The organism is Roseibium sp. 10G30-5, assembly GCF_055809635.1.
This window is the reverse complement of the sequence record NZ_CM147918.1, coordinates 2,685,929-2,703,732: the sequence shown is the minus strand read 5'-3', so window position 1 is coordinate 2,703,732 and position 17,804 is coordinate 2,685,929. Positions and strand designations below refer to the sequence as shown.

Below are 17,804 nucleotides of genomic sequence, written 5' to 3'. Positions count from 1 at the left end.
CCTAGTCGATACTGACTTTGATACCGAATGTCTCGAAGGCCTTGACGAAAACCCCCATCGGCGCAAATGAACCGAAATCGATGGTCGTACCAGCCCAGTCGAAGACGACTGCCTTGAACTTGCTCATGATGATGTCCTCAATCGAAAAGCGAGGCGATGGTTTCTTCGCCAATAGCAAAGGCGGTGGAGGCCCCGCACCCTGCGGTCACAACGACGATACGGGTCGCATCGTCTGGTTCGTCGCACAAACGCCAGCGATCTGGAGCCGACGCATAAGTGCCCATCCAGGTTTCAGAAATCTGATAGGGTCCCAGATCAAGAACCGTCTCCATTTCCTGCAAAATGAGATCGTTCACGGACTTGGACAGAAATGGGTCTGGCGTTGAGCCATAATGATGACTGTCGCCGACAACCAGGCTGCCATCTGCGGATTGTACAACGATGAGATGAATGCCGTTTTCACGATGCCCCCGCATCTCACGATCCAAACGCTGCTTCAACGGCATTGCTTCTGGCAGACGCGCATACCCAAGATAGCGCGCCAAGCCCAGGTCGGACATTATGGCGGGGCCAAGAGACATCCTTACCTCTGGGCGCACGCGCATCATCTGCAACTTGCACCGGGTAATGCCATAGGCCGCCAAGCGGTCCGCGAAGAGCCCCGTTCCATCATCCCCCGGACAGACAATCACTGTCTCGGCCTGAAGCCGTCCCCGCGACGTCTCAACATGCGGCGCGCTCACCTCAAGCACACTGGTCTGCCACAGAAAATCGACACCTTGTGCATCTTGCAGCCAGGTCGCGATCTGCGACAGCGCGTCCTTCGATTCCACCCGCGCTTCCACGGGGGAATAGAGAGCCGACAAGATCACGTCCTTGCGCACTGCGGGTGCGTGCCGAGTCGCCTCGTCCGGCGTCAACTTCTGGCATCCGCGCCCCATTTCCGTTTGCAGAAAGGCATCAATCACCGCTTCAGATTCCGGTAGTCGCGCCGTCACCAGAAGACCTTCGTGTACGACTGGAATGCCTGCGGCAGCAGCGACCTCCCCCAGACGACACGGCTGCGTGACGCTTTTTCCCAGCAATCCCCCGCTTCCTGCCCAGTAACGGTCAGGAAGCCGAAATTGCGGATCGATGCGCCGTTGGCAGCGGCATCCCGGTCAATGACCACTACGCGTTTGCCACGTCGCCAGTGCCGCCAGCGCATGCGCCAAGCCGACGATGCCAGCACCGACCACAGCCACGTCATAGGGTTTGTCTTGCATGTCAGAGAGACCTCAGAAGTTCCAAGCCATTACCGATCAGCACAGGCGCACACCGCCCAGGTGACCTCACTGTTTCGCCGAGCCTACAAGCATCTCAAGGTAAATAAAATTGAATGTGCACTTTAATAGCTTAAGGCTATGAAATATCCAGCGGTGCGCAGAGGTGGTCACTTTGTTGCACCATCTTCAGAAATGCCTGAAGGGCCGCCACCTTGGCCATTTCGGGTTGATAGACGATAAAATGTGACGCCACCAGCGCTGGGTCGTCCACGCCAATCAGATCCACTCCGTCTCGCTCCGAGACTTCAGCGTCCATGCAAACGCCAAAACCTGTACCCGCCCGCACAAGGGAAGCAATCGAATCCCAGGCTCCCAAGGACAGCAACGTGTTCAATTCGACCCCCGCAACAGTTGCAGCACCTTCGAAGATACGTCGTGTGCCGGAACTTGCTTCGCGCTGGATGAGGGGCAAATGAGCCACATCCGCCCAGGACAAATTCTCCCCGGATGCGAGTGGGTGCCCTTCCGGCGCGACAAGGACAATACGCGCCTGAGACAACAGCAGTCCCTCAAGATGGGCCGGAATTTCGCGCGCCGTGATGAAACACACGTCAATCTGCCCTGTCTCCATCTGCGTCAGAAGATCCAGCGACGCAGCAGTTCGCGCCTCCACCGACACGGACGGATGCCGCATCATGTAGCGAGACAGATAGGGCACAGCCAGTTGTGAGGTCGAATAGCCAACACGCAGCCGCCCCGAGCCCAGCGTTTTCTGTTGGTCGAGACCAGCCTCAATATCATCATGCAGGGCCAGCAAGGCCCGCACGCGCGGCAAAAGGCTTGTGAGAACAGGCGCTGAGGAAACCGTATAGCCCGACCGGGTCAACAGGCGCACCGCGAACCGGGCTTCCACCGCCTGCACATGATTCGAGACCGAAGGCTGCGTGATCCCCAATTCTTTCGCAGCAGCTGAAAAGCTGCCCGTCCGCGCGACAGCTTCAAGCGCTCGCAATTGGCTCAGGGAGAGTTTGCTGATCGACTTCTGCACCATGCTGCTCTCCTTCTTACACCAGCCAATACCAAGATCAGCGTCAACACCGGCTACAGTCTGCGTGGCTAATCGAGACGCGTCCAGCGCTCAGGAACAATATCGCTGAAGTCAACGTCCTTCGCCTTGAACCACTGGGCCGGGGCAATCACCTGCTTGTCGTTATCCGGGTTCAGCCACGCGCCCCACCAACTGAATGAGCTGTTGGCAATGATATGGTGCCTGCAGGCTGCCATCAGATGCATGTCCTGACTGTCTTGCCCATCGTCTTGCGGCTCAACAAAGGTCGCATTCGAGAGCCAGGGCAGATTGTCACGCGCCCACTGGGGATCATCGGAAAACACGAAGAAATCGGCCGCCGGATGAGAGGCTTCCAACAAAGCGCAAGCCCGCTGATACCAGTCCGGCTCGCAGGTTCCGTGAAAGGCATTTGCAGACGCATTGGAGACATAGTCGCCCCGCCGGACATGAACCGAGACGGGCACATCGACGGCCCGGATCCGGGTCAACATATCCTGACGAATGGGTGTTAGAGGCGCACGCAGTCGAAAGTCCCCCGGATCACCGCCTCATGTGCAGCGAAGTATTTCTCGCACTGCCAATATCCACGCAAGAAGACTGGTCCCTTCAGATCCAGAAGATCAGGATTGAATGTCATCGCATCTTCAGTGAGCTGCCGAATGTGGGAGCGCGGTTGACCAAGAAATTTGCCCAGAAGACCCCGACGGCGCTTCGGCGGAAGATCCTCCGCCGTGGCAATACTATGCGTGATACAGAACTGATCCAATGCAAATGTGCGGCGATCGTATGAGGCCATTCCCGTCAGATCGAGCTTGAGATCCTGCTGCGTTTCGAGCGCAAGAGCGCGACCGACCGCATATTGAAACATCTGATTGCCCAAGCCACCGACAATATGCGTAATGATCAACGGAAAACTCTCCCTGCGCTGCCTAGGCCTTCTCAGTAAAGCCGACCAGCGCTGCATTCAAGCCTTTGCACACATGCAAAGGCTGCTGAGCGTCCAAATGCACAGGGAGAAAACAAAAAAGGCCCGGAAAATCCGGACCTTTTTTAAAGTGTTTTCAAGATCTTGAGTAAGATCCAGAAAGGAATCTGGTGCCCAGGGAGAGGACTCGAACCTCCACGCCCATAAGGGCACTAGCACCTGAAGCTAGCGCGTCTACCAGTTCCGCCACCTATGGGCTGTGAAGGGGCTTTTACGGGTCACGAGTGGGCCTGTCAATCATCATTCGCAAAGATTTTTTTATTCATTCACAGCCACACTGTTTCGACACTTCACAGCGAGTGTGCAAAGGTCTAATAAAATATCAAAGCGTGTAGCCTGTCATGGGCATACGCATTCCAATGGACACGATAGGGGGCATACAGATGTCCAAGGCTCTCACTCAGAAGCTGGTCACCGTTTTCGGCGGATCCGGTTTTATTGGTCGTCATGTTGTACAGGCTCTCGCCCAGCGCGGATATCGTGTGCGTGTGGCCGTACGCCGTCCTGATCTGGCGACACATCTTCTTCCGCTGGGCTTGCCGGGGCAGATCATGCCAATTCAGGCAAACCTGCGCTATCGCGATTCTGTTGAACGCGCCATCGCGGGGGCGGATGCTGTCCTCAATGCCGTTGGCATTCTGGCGCCAAGCGGTAAGCAATCTTTCGAAGCCGTTCAGGCTGATGGCGCACGCATTATTGCAGAAGCGGCCAAGGCGTGTGGCCTTTCAGCGATTACCCACATCTCGGCCATCGGTGCAGATGCAAATTCCAATTCCGCTTATGCCTCGTCAAAAGCCAAAGGTGAAGCAGGTGTCCTTCAAGCCTTGCCGGACAGCGTAATCCTGCGTCCGTCCATCGTTTTCGGGCCAGAAGATGCTTTCTTCAACCAGTTCGCAGACATGGCGCGCTTCTCGCCACTGCTTCCGCTGATTGGCGGCGGCAAGACCCTGTTCCAGCCGATTTACGTATGCGACGTGGCCGAAGCAGCGGCGCGCGCAGTCGAGGGCGACCTGACAGCCGGTGCGATTTATGAACTTGGCGGGCCTGAAGTTGTCAGCTTCCGTGGCTGCCTCGAACTGGTTCTCGAAATCACCAAACGGCGCCGGTCTTTCCTGCCATTGCCCTTTCCGGTTGCAGGTGCACTCGCATCGGTCATGCAGCTCATGCCAGGGCGCGCCACTCACACCAGACCAGGTCAAGCTGCTCAAGCAGGACAATGTGGTTTCCGGTACGGCGACCGAACAGGGTCGAACGCTCAGCGGCATCGGCATTGAGGGCCGGACGATGGAGGCCGTGTTGCCAACGTATCTGTTCCGCTTTCGCAAGGCAGGCCAATACGACGCACACCGCTACGCCTGACATCTGCCGAGGTTCACAACAAGAATGCAAAGGGCGACCAACAGGTCGCCTTTTTTGCATCTTTCAAGCATGTGCCTGTCCCAAATTTTGCGCGCGACATTGTGTCGGCACGTCTCTTCAAGCCAACAGCAACGGCGAGCAGCTAAAGAGCAAATCGAGGACTATAGTGCGGCTACGCATGTAGCTTTGAAAGAGCGATACATAAACACGAAAGCCACCGAGTTTTTTATCACAGCATCCATGTTTTGATGTGGAGTGTTGAAATTAAACACGTTCCAAGCTTTTGTTATCAAGCTTCTGGTTACCACCCTTAAGACATAATTGGACGCTATCGCAGGTCTTCCCTGAATTTCCACTGGTCTTGTTCAAAGACTTGTCACGCGCGGTCGTTCATGTTCACGCTTTATCATCATCCGTTTTCCCCCTCCTCCCGCTTCATTCGATTGATATTGAATGAGTATGGAACGGAATTTTCCGAGCAGATCGTCAATCCGTGGGAACGGCCTGAAGAACTTCTTGTCCTGAACCCTGCGGGAACGGTTCCCGTACTGGTGGAAAATGATGGCCCGCCGATTTGCGGCCCACTGCCGATTATGGAATATCTTGACGAAACGCGTGGCTATGCCATGAGCGAACGACGATTGATGCCTGAGCACCCTTACGCGCGCGCCGAAGTTCGCCGTCTGGTCGAATGGTCGCTGGGCAAACTCGACACAGAGTCCATCGGTCATTTTGTCCGCGAGCGCATCTACAAGCAGACGATGCCGCGTGCCTATGGTGGCGGCGAACCGGATTCTGGTGCGCTGCGCGTGGCACGTGCCAATATTCAACATCACCTGAAGTATTTTGAATATCTGGTCGCCTCCCGGCGCTGGCTGGCGGGCGACAAACTCAGTTTCGCCGATTTCGCACTTGCGGCTGAATTGTCCTGCGCCGATTATCTCGGAGAGATCTCCCTGGCGGGACGATACCAACATCAAGGCATGGTATTCCAAGGTGAAATCGCGCCCCTGCATGCGTCCGCTCCTGGGCGAAAAACTATTGGGCATGCCACCTTCCAAGACCTATGCCGATCTGGACTTCTAACGGCGAGCTACGGCCCCTTTGACGGACAAGAAAACCGAACGTCTTCTCAATGGATTGCGTCAAAAGGCGCGTGACCTGAGCTTTGACGGGTTAGAGATCACCTCTGCCGATTCGATACCGCAAGCGCCAGAACGGCTTGGGGCCTTCCTTCAGGCCGGTTTTCACGGGGAAATGGCGTGGATGGAAGAAACAGCGGACCGCAGATCTGATCCGCGCGCCCTTTGGTCTGAGGTCAAATCCGTCATCATGCTGGCGATGAACTACGGTCCGTCCAATAGCGAGCAGGACCACCCACTTGCCTTGGCTCAAAAAAACCGACCATGGCTCCATTTCCGTCTACGCCCGCAATCGCGACTATCACGACGTTATCAAAGGGCGGCTGAAGGAACTCGCCGCATTTCTTGTCTCGCGGGCGGGCAAGGGCGACGTCAAGGTTTTTGTCGACACAGCTCCGGTGATGGAAAAGCCTCTTGCCGAGGCCGCCGGTCTTGGCTGGCAGGGCAAGCACACCAATCTGGTGTCTCGCGATCTCGGATCGTGGTTTTTTCTCGGCTCCATTTTCACAACGCTGGAGCTGCCGCTGGGGACGCCTGAAGCGGATCATTGCGGTAAATGCCGCGCCTGTCTTGACAGTTGCCCGACAAAGGCTTTTCCCGCCCCCTATCAACTGGATGCACGACGGTGCATTTCCTATCTGACAATCGAGCATAGCGGCCTGATCCCGCATGAGTTTCGCAAAGCCATGGGCAACCGCATCTATGGCTGTGATGATTGCCTGGCGGCCTGCCTCGGAACAAATTTGCCGTGGCTGCACATGAGGCCAAGCTGATGGCCCGCGAAGACCTCAAAGGTCCGCCGCTGACGACCCTGCTGCACCTGGATGATATGGCCTTCCGCAAATTGTTCTCCGGCTCGCCTATCAAGCGCATTGGCCGCAATAAATTCCTGCGCAACGTACTGATTGCCACCGGCAACGCGGGCGATCCTGCACTCCTGCGCGAGATTCGGCCGCTGTTGAAAGACGAAAGCCCGCTTGTACGGGCAACCGCCGTCTGGGCGTTTCGTCAACTGGCATTTGGTGACGACCTACGCGAGACACGAAACGCCCTGCTCCCCGCAGAGCACGACGCCGATGTTCGAGCCGAATGGAATGCCGAAACACCCTGACGACACACCGCACTCTGTGACTGTTTGACGCTGGATCAAGCCGGAGACGGAAATAGGGGAGAAACTCGCCGACGACAGCTTCATAGACAGGCCGCTTGAATGGCACCACCAGTTCGGCAAGTCGCGCCGGATCCTCCCACTTCCACTGTGAAAATTCAGCTGGATGACCATCAGGGGGCGTCAGAATATTGACCTCGTCATCGTCGCCGTCAAAGCGGAACAGAAACCATTTCTGCGCCTGACCGCGATAGGTATTCATGCGGGAACTTGCGAGCACACCAGCGGGAAATTCGTAGGAAAGCCAACTCTCCGTTTCAGCCAGCAAACTTGCCCTTTTTACAGAGGTCTCTTCATAGAGCTCGCGTCTGGCAGCTGTCGCGGCGTCCTCACCGTCATCAATACCGCCCTGAGGCATCTGCTAAGGCAAATTTATAATAAGAGGCCCCACTGCCATCATCGCGTTTGCCGACCCAGACACGCCCTTGTGCATTTACCAGCATAACGCCAACGCAAGGTCGAAAGGGCAAACCTTCCGCGACCTCAGGAAACCCTTGCAGCCCGGTACTCTTAGGCACACTACCCTCACTTCTGATCGTTGATTGTCGCACTGACAGGGACCAGTTGCAGACCCCGTTTTGCCAGATCCGCCGACCATGCCTTCAACTCGCGCACAGTGATCGGCAAGGCCGTCGCAGAGGCTACGGCATAGCCACGATCACGAGCAAGGCTTTCAAGTTGCAGCAACCGGCTTTCAATCGCTTGTTTTTTGGGGACGGAATCCAGAACCACATCGACGGCGCTGAATGGCATCTTGTCACTGGACGCCACCTTCTTGGCAACACTGCCGGATGCCGTGCCGCCATCGACATACATGATCCCGCGCTTGTTCAGTCGTTGCAGCAGGCTCTGCATTTCCGGAGAGGAAGTCGAATAGCGTTCGCCCATTTCATTGATGACCCCAACATAGTTGGTCATGCGGCCGAGCAACCAATACAGCCGTGCCGTCGTGGTTTGAGATGGCAGATTCATCAGGAGGGCTTTCGGACATGGATCATTGTCCGGATAGTCGAAGGGTTCCATCGGCAGCTCGAGCAAGAGCTCATGGCCGCGCGTTCGGGCCTTCTGCACCCATGTGCCCAGCGCAGAGCCATACGGCGAAAACGCCATCGTGACGTCAGGCGGCAGAGACTGAATGGCGTTCTGCGTGCCAATATCACTTAAGCCGAGTCCTTTCAGGACAATGGCAATCTTGGGAATGGAGTTATAGGCAGATGTAAACGGTCGGGAATACACATCCAGCGGACGAACACCATCAGGACTGATCTTGGGCAAGATACCATCCGCGGTCTTCTCGCTCACACGCGGGTCGGGTTGCCACGGCTGCAAAGGCTTGCCTGAAACCGACACGGCGCCCTGCTGTGCCTTGTACTGAGGTCCCAGATCGGCCATCGCCTGACCAGGCTTGCGAAGACCCGGACCGAGATCGCTGTCTGCGTTTTCCGGCTTAATCTCGACGACCTTGACGTCGTGATTGGAAACACCCTCGACGTTGCGTTCCAATGGGATAACAGCCACAGGTTCACCGCCCAGAGGATCGTCGACCACGTTTACCCAAATGGCGATGGTGGCGCCGACAACCGTCAGAAGGCCAACACCGATCAGACCGAAAGGCAGTCGAAACAACCGCCGTTTGCCTAGCCTCAGGGGAGCCGTCAGATCATCATTCGCCATTTTCACCCTTTGGGCAGTTCGCGGCAGTCTACGCAATCACTCAAGGTCTGCCGGCGCAGGGCACGAAGGCCGTGCCCGAGCCGATCATATATTGGCCCTGCACACAATGCGCGCAGGGCCAACCGTTCACGTCTTACTTCGACGCCTTCTTGTTGGCATCAGTCTTGTCCTCGCCGTGTGGCGGGAAGGCAGCGTTTGTCTTGTCTCCACGCAGGAGGTCAAGAGCCATATTCAACTGCAGATCGTCCTTGGCTTCCGGTGGCACATAAGCCTGACTGCCGAACTCTTCTTTCTTGCCTTCCGGGCCCTGACCTTCCGGTGCAAGGTGACCGCGCAAACCGGCCTCACCCTTGGTGGAAGCCTTGCCCTTGAGATCATCCGGCAATTTCTGCAATTCCAGAATATCCGGTGTAATGCCCTTGGCCTGGATCGACGTACCTGACGGCGTGTAGTAGCGAGCGGTTGTCAGACGGATGGCACCGTTGGCTCCCAGCGGAATGATCGTCTGGACCGAGCCCTTGCCGAACGTCCGTGTCCCGAGCAACGTCGCACGGCGGTGATCCTGCAAGGCGCCAGATACAATTTCTGATGCCGAAGCCGAGCCACCATTGACCAGCACAATCAGTGGCTTGCCATCGGTCAGATCGCCCTTGCGAGCATTATAACGACGACTTTCTTCTGCCTTGCGGCCACGTGTCGAAACGATTTCGCCCTGGTTCAGGAAGGAATCCGACACCGCAATTGCCTGATCCAGCAAACCGCCCGGATTGTTCCGCAGATCAAGAATATAGCCCTTCAGCTTTTTCTCGCCGATGTCCTTCTTGATGGTGCTGATAGCTTCTTTGAGACCATCGAACGTCTGTTCGTTGAACTGGGTGATGCGGATATATCCGACATCCTTGTCTTCTTTCCAGCGAACGGACCGAATGCGGATGATGTCGCGCGTGATTGACATCTGGATCGGCTTGTCGACACCCTTACGCCGGATCGTCACTTTGATCGCGCTCTTGACCGGCCCGCGCATCTTTTCAACGGCCTGCGCCAAGGTCAGCCCCTGCACCGGGTCGCCGTCAATGGCAGTGATCAGATCGCCTGCAAGCACACCTGCCTTGGCAGCGGGCGTATCGTCGATCGGAGAAACAACCTTGATCAGGCCGTCTTCCATCGTCACTTCGATCCCGAGACCGCCGAACTCACCGCGTGTCTGGACCTGCATGTCCTTGAAGGACTTGGGCGACATATAGCTGGAATGCGGATCAAGCGAACTCAGCATGCCATTGATGGCAGCCTCGACCAGCTTCTTGTCATCCGGCACTTCCACGTAGTCCGACCGAATACGTTCAAAAACATCGCCAAACAGGTTAAGCTGGCGATAGGTATCAGACGTATCAGCGTAGGCCGGATCGCTGAACAGTTCCGGCAGATGGGACCAACTGGAGACGGCTGTCGCCCCCATCAAGGCACCTATGAGCAGCAGTGAAGCTTTCCGAATCATCCGCGAGCCTTTTCCTCTTCATCGTGCGACCACCAAGGTGTCGGGTCTATTGCACTTTCGTCATTTCTAAATTCAACGTACAGAACCGGTTGGTTTGCACCCAGACCAACCGTCGATGCACTTGCCCATTTGGTGGCCCCCATCGCTCCGACAGGTTCGCCAGCGAGCACAAATTGCCCGAGTTCGACGTCGATTCGATCCATGCCGGCAAGAACGACATGGTAACCGTCCCCCACGTTCAGGATCAAGAGCTGACCGAACGAACGGAACCGTCCTGCATAGACAACCCAGCCATCAGCTGGGGAAACCACGGGAGAACCCGCACGGGTCTCAAACGATTGCCCCTTCGAGGTACTCCCGAAATCATCTTCCTGACCGAAGTCTCGCACCATCTTGCCGGCAACCGGAAGAGGCAGCTTTCCTTTTGCTTGCACGAAAGGAATGGCAGGAGCAAGGCGGCTTGGATCTGAAAACGGATGTTCCCGCTTTCGTGTGGCTTCCGCTTTGGCCTCTGCCTGTCTGGACTTAACGGCAGCTTCGCGGGCCGACTTGATGTTGCTTTCCAGTTGACCGATCAACTCGTGCAACGAGGTCGCCTTGCTCGCAAGCTCCTCCGACTTCTGTTTTTCGTCCGCCAAAGTGGCTTCATTCTGTTGGCGTTCCTGGCGCTTTGCAACCAGCAACTTCTGTAGTTTGGATTTTTCTTCCGCCAGTCGCGTAGCATCTCCAGTCAGCGCCGTTTTCTGTACGGTTGTCGCCTTGTTGAGGCGGTTCAGCTCATGCAGATCATCCGCCAGTTTCTTGGTTTCCTGACGCAGCTCCGGCATAACCGCATTCAACAGAATGGCACTGCGCACTGCCTTGAGCGCATCATCAGGCGTCACCACGAGAGCAGGCGGCGGGCGGCGCCCCAGTCGCTGCAACGACGCCAGAACCTGAGACAGCGTTCCCCGTCGCTTCTTCAACGACAAACGTACTGCATCCTCCTTGTCGCCAAGGTCGCGCAGCTTGTCTTCCGTTGTCGACACCTGTCCCTCAAGCGACTTGATCCGCTCACCTGTCGAAATGAGTTGTTCATTCAGGGCTTTTCGGTCGCGGTCAATGGCGTCGATCTCGCGCTGGATCTGTTTTTGCCGATCGGCAGAAAGCTTGATGTTTTCAGTGATCTGATTGAGCTGTTGTTCCCGCTCTTCCTTGCGTTTCAAGGCCTCGGCGATCACGTCATCCTGTGGGGATTTTGGCTTGTCATCCGGATCCGCCTTGGCTGCGGGCGCTTTGACGGAGGCAGCCTTGCTGGAAACTCCACCTGATTTGCCAGAGGACGGTGTCTGCGCAGGCGCCCCCTTTTGCGGCGCAGCCACGGCCGGATGGACCACCGGAAACGCGGTCAGTCCCACGCATAAAATAAGCGTCGAGGCCACACTCTTGACAACAGCAACACGCAGATGAGGACGCATGACAAGGTGCGCGCTACCGCCTGCCCGCTGTTTGACAGCGCCGTCGCGCTGCGCCTGCCTCATATCACCCGCCACACTGTCCATCAGGTTCAACTACCCGACATCGTGTTAAAGACGCGTTTACCAAGATGCATCTTTCCCGCGATCACCTCTCCACACCGCTCGAATTTTCGATCTCTGCGTACAAGAAAACACACCGCGGCTGTATTGGCAGTTTTGCCGTGTAACAAAATCGCCAGCCGACGGCACTATTCACGGTGGTAGGGATGGCCCGACTGGATCGTCAGAGCGCGGTAGATCTGTTCAGCGAGCAAGATACGTACAATCTGGTGTGGTACAGGTCATCGCCCCAAAGGCGATCTTGCGATCCGCTTTTTCAAGAACGGCGTCGCCCAACCCGTCGGCCCCTCCAATGACGAAAACGACAGCAGACACGCTATCGTCTTTCCACCTTTCGAGCAGAGCGCTGAACTGAACACTGGTCAGAGACTTGCCATGCTCGTCCAGCACAATCAGGTGGGCATTATCGGGACACACAGCCAGCAAGGCACGCGCTTCCTCTGACTTGCGATCAGCGGGACGTTGCGCACGGCTTTCCGGCAATTCGTGAAACTCGACGGATGTGACGCCCAATGGGCGCCCTGCCTTGCGAGACCGCTCGACATATCGGTCGACCAGTTCCTTATCGGCCCCGGCTTTCATCCGCCCGACGCACGCAATGATAAAACGCATAAATTCTTCCGGCCGGTCAAAGACCGGCCGCCACTTGTCTCATCCTGACGTCTCCCTGCGCAATCAGACGCAGGGATCGGACATCAGCTTACGATATGCGGCTCATCGTCCACATCGGCAGACCACATCTTTTCCAAGTTGTAGAAGACCCGAACTTCCGGGCGGAAGATGTGAACAATAACATCACCGAAATCGACAAGCACCCAATCACAGGTCGGCATGCCTTCCACGTGAGACGTGGCGGTGCCTGCATTTTTAAGATCCCGAAGAAGGTTGTCCGCGATTGCGCCGACATGGCGATGCGAACGGCCCGACACGATCACCATCTGATCGGCAAGCGAACTCTTCCCTGAAATTTCCAGAGTGACAACTTCCTCGGCCATGGAGTCCTCAAGCGAACTCAAGACGGACGAGATGGGTTCTCCCGAGAACTCTTTGTTCTGGAGAGAGCTGGGCGGAGTGGACGAAACAATCCCCTCACGTTCAATGGTCATGGTCAGATTTATAGCCTTTCGCCTAATGTGTTTCATTACGCTGGCACGCCCGCTTCCGGACGTTGCCAAACGAACGGGTGACCCTTCCCAGATCGCATATGTAGCGATCAGATGGAGAGTAACCCGCTATAGCTTGCAGTTTCAAGACAGGAGCGGCAGTGCCGCGCTCACTTTGCGTTACGCTTTGCGCCGCTCCCGAATAGCCGTCGACGATGTGCCGTCGAGTGGAGAATGCAAGAACGTCCAGATTGGCGCGCTTGCAGTTTTTAAAAGTTTCGCCTCATTTTCCGAAAGCCTTTGCCGGGCAAAGGTTTGTGCAAAATGAGACGAGAGTGCCGACAGGGAAGCTCCCGGTCGGTTAATCACCGCGATCGGGACCCGCGATACGATCGACTTCCAGTCCTGCCAGCGGTGGAAATTTGCCAAATTGTCTGCGCCCATAATCCAGACGAAGTTCACTTTGGGCATGATTTCCTGCAAATGCGACAGCGTCTTTGCGGTGTAGGGCGTGCCCCAAACCTCTTCGAAGCCACAAACTTTCATGCGTGGATGATTCGACAAGGCATCAGGTCACCAGGATGCGATCTTCCAGAGACGGCAATTCATGGTTGCTCTTGAGCGGGTTGTCAGGCGTTACCAGCCACCACACTTGATCCAGTCCAAGCCGCTTGAGCGCCGTTTCGGCCACCATGCGGTGACCCGAATGCGGCGGATTGAAAGATCCGCCGAACAGTCCGATCCGGTTTCCGGGTTCCGCATGTGGAACCCTCAGCCAATCGGGCATCCCCCGATTCAGACGCTTGTCACTTTTCATCCGCGCGTCTGCCCCGTTCCACGCACGCGATATTTGAAGCTCGTGAGCTGCTCGACGCCGACCGGCCCACGCGCATGCATCCGGCCCGTGGCAATGCCGATTTCAGCGCCCATGCCAAACTCACCGCCATCAGCAAACTGGGTTGACGCATTGTGCAGCACAATGGCGGAATCAACACATTGGAAGAAGCGTTCTGCCGTTGCCTGATCTTCCGTGACAATGCAATCCGTGTGATGCGAACCATAGGTCTCGATATGGTCGATGGCATCGTCGAGATCATGCACGATCTTCACCGCAAGGATCTTGTCGAGATACTCGGTCGTCCAGTCTTCGTCATTGGCCGGGCGCACCGTCTCTCCACACAACATCCGCACGTCCTCATCGCCGCGCACTTCGCAGCCCTGCGACTGCAGTTCGGTGACGATAACCGGCAAGAAACTGGCTGCTACGCTTTCATGGACGAGCAAGGTTTCGAGCGCACCGCAAATACCGGTGCGGCGCAGCTTGGAGTTGACCACGATCTCGCGCGCCTTATCCGCATCCGCTTTTTCATCAAGGTAGACATGCACCAGACCTTCGAGATGCGCGAATACCGGAACGCGTGCATCAGACTGAACACGCGCAACAAGGCTCTTGCCACCGCGCGGCACGATAACATCCAGATTGCCATTGAGGCCGGTCAGCATTTCGCCGACGGCTGCGCGATCCGTCACAGGCACCATCTGAATGGCAGTCGCAGGCAGTCCAGCCGCCAGAAGTCCCTGCTTCAACGCTTCATGGATTGCGATGTTGGAGTGGATCGTATCGGAGCCGCCCCGCAACACCACCGCATTGCCGGCCTTGAGGCAGAGCGCGCCAGCATCGGCAGTGACATTCGGACGGCTTTCATAGATGACACCGACGACCCCCAGCGGGGTGCGCACGCGCTCGATGGTCAGGCCATTCGGGCGCGTCCAGGAGGCTAGAACGGCGCCAACCGGATCGGCCAGCTTCATGATGTCTTCCAGAGCCACTGCAATGGCTTCGATGCGCTCTTCCGTCAGCGTCCCGCGATCCAGAAAAGATGCAGCCTGACCATTGGTGCGCATGGTTTCCACATCACGCGCATTGGCCGCCAGAATAACGGGCGTCGCAGCCCGCATGGCATTGGCCATTTCCTGAAGCGCCAGGTTCTTGTCTTTTTCTGGAGTGACCGAGAGCAGCCGACTGACCTCACGGGCCTGCCGCCCGATTTCGAGCATCATTTCATGCACATCACTCTTCTGGATCTGATCCAGCATCACGCCATCCTTATGTCATTCGTTTTCGGAACCCGAACAAGCGTCTCACGACGCGGAAGTTTCTTCTTTTTGTCCGGCCTCAAATACAAGTCCGTCATCAAGCACGAGATGGTCACGATGAACCATCTCATCGCGTCCGCGATGACCAACCAAAGATTCAATGTCATTGCTGTTGTGGCCCTGGATTTTTACGGCTTCCTCGAAGTCGTAAGCCACGATGCCACGGGCAATATCACGCCCGTCCGGCCCAAGAACCCGCACGGCATCGCCGCGGCTGAAGGACCCTTCCACCTTGGTGATACCTGCCGGCAGCAGGCTCTTGCCCTGCAACAGCGCCTTCAAGGCCCCTGCGTCAATCCAGATGTCGCCCATCGGCACCAGATGGCCACCGATCCAAGCCTTTCGTGCGCTGGCTGGCGAAGATGCCGCCGGAAACCAGGTGGCGCGGGCGCCATCTTCAAGACGCTGCAAGGGATGCAGATGCTTGCCACTGGTAATCGCCATTGACGTTCCAGCCGCCGTCGCAATCTTGGCAGCGTCGATCTTGGTCTTCATGCCGCCGCGTGACAGTTCTGAAGCCGGATCGCCCGCCATCGCTTCAATATCCGGCGTAATGTGATCAACGACCGGAATGAGCTTGGCTGTCGGATCTTTCGCTGGCGGGGCAGTATACAGCCCGTCGATGTCCGACAACAGCACCAGACAATCCGCACTCGCCATGGTTGCCACACGGGCAGCCAGACGGTCGTTGTCGCCATAACGAATTTCGCTTGCAGCAACGGAATCATTTTCGTTGATGATCGGCACTGCACCCAACTTGAGCAGCGTGGAAATCGTTGCGCGCGCATTGAGATACCGGCGGCGCAACTCCGTATCGCCGATCGTCAGCAGGATTTGACCCGGACGCATTCCGTGCTTTTCCAGCGCCTTGACATAAGCTTGCGCCAGATGCACCTGCCCCACAGCCGCCGCCGCCTGACTTTCCTCAAGCTTGAGCGAGCCTTTGGGCAATTGCAGCAAGCTGCGGCCAAGGGCAACCGATCCAGAGGACACCAGCAACACGTCGCAGCCGCTCTTTGTCAGAAAGACCACATCGTCGATGAGGGCTTGCAGCCACTCGTGGTTGAGCGCGCCGTCTTTGACGAGCAGCGCCGATCCCACCTTGACCACAATGCGTTCATAGTCCGTCAGTTTGCGATTAGCTTCACCTGTCAAGGATGCCACCCTTCTTCTTCCTCGGACGGGACCTGATTGGCCGCGTCTTCCTTGTCCTTATCGATTGCGCGCATGATCATGCGCAATGCACGGTCAACGTTATGACCACTGGCCGACGACAGGATAAGTGGCTTTTGCCCGCAAACCGCTTCCAGATTGGCGGCCTGCTCCTGAATCAGCTCTTCGGTCAAAGCATCGCACTTGGACAACGCAACGATTTCCGGTTTCGTATCCAGCCCGTGGCCATATGCCGCGAGTTCACCACGAATGATGCGGTACGCTTCAGCCTGGTTCCGTATCAATAGACGATCCATCCACCAGATGCAGCAGAACCCTTGTCCGCTCGACATGACCCAGAAAGCGGTCACCAAGACCAGTGCCTTCATGCGCGCCTTCGATCAGACCCGGAATATCGGCGAGAGCAAAACTGTTGCCATCAATCTGGGCAATGCCGAGATTGGGGTGCAACGTCGTGAAAGGATAGTCGGCGATCTTCGGTTTGGCAGCCGAGACGGTGGACAGGAACGTCGATTTGCCCGCATTGGGCAACCCGACGAGACCCGCGTCCGCAATCAGCTTCAATCGCAGCCAGATCCATTTTTCCTCGCCCACGAGACCCGGGTTGGCACGCCGCGGCGCCTGATTGACCGACGACTTGAAATGCGCGTTGCCGAAGCCACCGTTACCACCTTTGAGCAAATGGACGCACTGGCCCACTTCCGTCAAATCCGCAATCGGCGTCTCGTTGTCTTCTTCAAAAATCTGCGTGCCTACCGGCACCTTCAGATAGGTGTGCTCGCCGTCTGCGCCAGTCCGGTTCTTACCCATGCCGTGGATACCCGTACCGGCCTTGAAATGCTGCTGATAGCGATAATCAATCAGCGTGTTCAGACCATCAACGCACTCGACGATCACGTCGCCACCGCGACCACCGTCGCCCCCATCAGGGCCACCGTATTCGATGTATTTCTCACGGCGAAACGACACACAGCCGGCACCGCCGTTGCCGGACCGTACATAGATCTTCGCCTGATCGAGGAATTTCATCTCTTACTTGCTTTCTTTTCGTTTGCGGTCACGCAGGCGCTTAAGCCACCTTTGGGCGTGACAATCTCAAGATACAGTCGTCATAGTCCATGCCCGTGGCCGCAGACATGGAACGCCCTTCGCCAATCAGGCGAAAGCCCTGCTTCTGCATCACATTGATAGAGGCCGGATTATTCTTGAAAGCTCTTCCAAAAACATCCTGGTGGTTTGTTTCCCGCCACAGCCAGCCCAGAGCGCCAGTCACAGCCTCGCTCATGAGTCCCCGGCCCCAATAGGGTTCTGCAAGCCAATACCCGATCTCAGGGGTGGTCTGCAATTTCTTAAATGACAAAGCCCCGATCAGACCATCATCATGGTCAATAACGAAGCTTACCTCTTCACACTCTGGCCAGACGGCCCAAGCCGCCTGTGTCGACGTAATCCAGACACGACCCGCATCCATATCGTATGGATGCGGAACCCGTGCAAGAGCACTAGCGACATTGAAATTACTCAGCCAGCAGGCGATTGGTTCCAGATCTGCGTCCACCGCTCCTCGCAACCGCAGTCTGTATGTCTCAATGACCTGTCGCATCGCGGCCTTCCAAGAGCACTTCAAACTGATCACG

14 protein-coding genes, 1 tRNA gene and 6 pseudogenes are annotated in these 17,804 nt (G+C 56.7%); 3 read left to right on the top strand and 18 right to left on the bottom strand.

The genetic code is table 11. The features are described from left to right. Nucleotide 1: 1 nt before the first annotated feature. The 6 genes from AC0L7U_RS13680 to AC0L7U_RS13655 form a co-directional block, all read right to left on the bottom strand. Complete coding sequence (locus AC0L7U_RS13680; protein ID WP_473691428.1) at nt 2–127, bottom strand: hypothetical protein; 126 nt, start codon at nt 125–127, stop codon at nt 2–4. A gap of 10 nt (nt 128–137) precedes the next feature. Next, nucleotides 138–1,085, bottom strand: a complete 948-nt coding sequence (locus AC0L7U_RS13675; protein WP_473691426.1) for a TIGR03364 family FAD-dependent oxidoreductase — start codon at nt 1,083–1,085, stop codon at nt 138–140. 316 nt (nt 1,086–1,401) lie between these two features. Next, entirely contained in the window at nt 1,402–2,316 is a 915-nt protein-coding gene (locus tag AC0L7U_RS13670; protein ID WP_473691424.1) for a LysR substrate-binding domain-containing protein, read from the bottom strand. Between the two features lie 65 nt (nt 2,317–2,381). After that, nucleotides 2,382–2,825, bottom strand: a complete 444-nt coding sequence (locus AC0L7U_RS13665) for an alpha-1,2-fucosyltransferase (protein WP_473691422.1) — start codon at nt 2,823–2,825, stop codon at nt 2,382–2,384. A 17-nt stretch (nt 2,826–2,842) separates the two neighbouring features. Then, on the bottom strand, nt 2,843–3,241 hold the full coding sequence (locus AC0L7U_RS13660) for an O-fucosyltransferase family protein (RefSeq protein ID WP_473691420.1): 399 nt from the start codon (nt 3,239–3,241) through the stop codon (nt 2,843–2,845). Nucleotides 3,242–3,427: 186 nt separating this feature from the next. Next, nucleotides 3,428–3,517, bottom strand: a tRNA-Leu gene (locus AC0L7U_RS13655). 185 nt (nt 3,518–3,702) lie between these two features. Here AC0L7U_RS13655 and AC0L7U_RS13650 point away from each other — a divergent pair. The 3 pseudogenes from AC0L7U_RS13650 to queG all read left to right on the top strand — a co-directional run bounded on the left by AC0L7U_RS13650 (nt 3,703) and on the right by queG (nt 6,931). Then, nucleotides 3,703–4,678: pseudogene (locus tag AC0L7U_RS13650) on the top strand (complex I NDUFA9 subunit family protein). Between the two features lie 392 nt (nt 4,679–5,070). Beyond that, a pseudogene (locus AC0L7U_RS13645) lies at nt 5,071–5,764 on the top strand (glutathione S-transferase family protein). Nucleotides 5,765–5,782: 18 nt separating this feature from the next. Continuing rightward, nucleotides 5,783–6,931, top strand: a pseudogene (queG, locus tag AC0L7U_RS13640) (tRNA epoxyqueuosine(34) reductase QueG). A 61-nt stretch (nt 6,932–6,992) separates the two neighbouring features. Here the strand turns inward: queG and AC0L7U_RS13635 are convergent. The 12 genes and pseudogenes from AC0L7U_RS13635 to AC0L7U_RS13580 all read right to left on the bottom strand — a co-directional run. Next, nucleotides 6,993–7,431, bottom strand: a pseudogene (locus AC0L7U_RS13635) (RNA pyrophosphohydrolase); the annotation flags it as partial. A gap of 82 nt (nt 7,432–7,513) precedes the next feature. After that, nucleotides 7,514–8,662, bottom strand: a complete 1,149-nt coding sequence (locus tag AC0L7U_RS13630) for a divergent polysaccharide deacetylase family protein (RefSeq protein WP_473691418.1) — start codon at nt 8,660–8,662, stop codon at nt 7,514–7,516. A 133-nt stretch (nt 8,663–8,795) separates the two neighbouring features. Next, nucleotides 8,796–10,157 (bottom strand): S41 family peptidase, encoded by a 1,362-nt coding sequence (locus AC0L7U_RS13625; protein ID WP_473691416.1) that lies wholly within the window; start codon nt 10,155–10,157, stop codon nt 8,796–8,798. Further along, nucleotides 10,154–11,677, bottom strand: coding sequence for a murein hydrolase activator EnvC family protein (locus tag AC0L7U_RS13620; RefSeq protein WP_473691414.1), 1,524 nt, complete (start codon nt 11,675–11,677; stop codon nt 10,154–10,156). Before AC0L7U_RS13620 ends, AC0L7U_RS13625 begins: the two co-directional genes overlap by 4 nt. Before the next feature lie 185 nt (nt 11,678–11,862). Beyond that, nucleotides 11,863–11,928 carry a 23S rRNA (pseudouridine(1915)-N(3))-methyltransferase RlmH gene (locus AC0L7U_RS13615; protein WP_473695826.1) on the bottom strand — a complete coding sequence of 22 codons (66 nt, stop codon included), beginning with the start codon at nt 11,926–11,928 and terminating at the stop codon, nt 11,863–11,865. After that, nucleotides 11,918–12,346, bottom strand: coding sequence for a 23S rRNA (pseudouridine(1915)-N(3))-methyltransferase RlmH (locus AC0L7U_RS13610; protein ID WP_473691412.1), 429 nt, complete (start codon nt 12,344–12,346; stop codon nt 11,918–11,920). The genes AC0L7U_RS13615 and AC0L7U_RS13610 overlap by 11 nt, the downstream gene beginning before the upstream one ends. A gap of 83 nt (nt 12,347–12,429) precedes the next feature. Continuing rightward, complete coding sequence (rsfS, locus tag AC0L7U_RS13605; protein ID WP_473691410.1) at nt 12,430–12,840, bottom strand: ribosome silencing factor; 411 nt, start codon at nt 12,838–12,840, stop codon at nt 12,430–12,432. Between the two features lie 177 nt (nt 12,841–13,017). Next, a pseudogene (locus AC0L7U_RS13600) lies at nt 13,018–13,654 on the bottom strand (nicotinate-nucleotide adenylyltransferase). Further along, the gene (locus AC0L7U_RS13595; RefSeq protein WP_473691408.1) at nt 13,651–14,934 is read right to left on the bottom strand and encodes a glutamate-5-semialdehyde dehydrogenase; all 1,284 of its coding nucleotides are present in this window, start codon (nt 14,932–14,934) and stop codon (nt 13,651–13,653) included. The pseudogene AC0L7U_RS13600 and the gene AC0L7U_RS13595 overlap by 4 nt, the downstream one beginning before the upstream one ends. A gap of 45 nt (nt 14,935–14,979) precedes the next feature. Continuing rightward, complete coding sequence (proB, locus tag AC0L7U_RS13590; RefSeq protein WP_473691406.1) at nt 14,980–16,158, bottom strand: glutamate 5-kinase; 1,179 nt, start codon at nt 16,156–16,158, stop codon at nt 14,980–14,982. Then, a pseudogene (gene obgE / locus AC0L7U_RS13585) lies at nt 16,146–17,196 on the bottom strand (GTPase ObgE). The gene proB and the pseudogene obgE overlap by 13 nt, the downstream one beginning before the upstream one ends. A gap of 40 nt (nt 17,197–17,236) precedes the next feature. Then, on the bottom strand, nt 17,237–17,770 hold the full coding sequence (locus tag AC0L7U_RS13580; protein ID WP_473691404.1) for a GNAT family N-acetyltransferase: 534 nt from the start codon (nt 17,768–17,770) through the stop codon (nt 17,237–17,239). Nucleotides 17,771–17,804 lie beyond the last annotated feature (34 nt).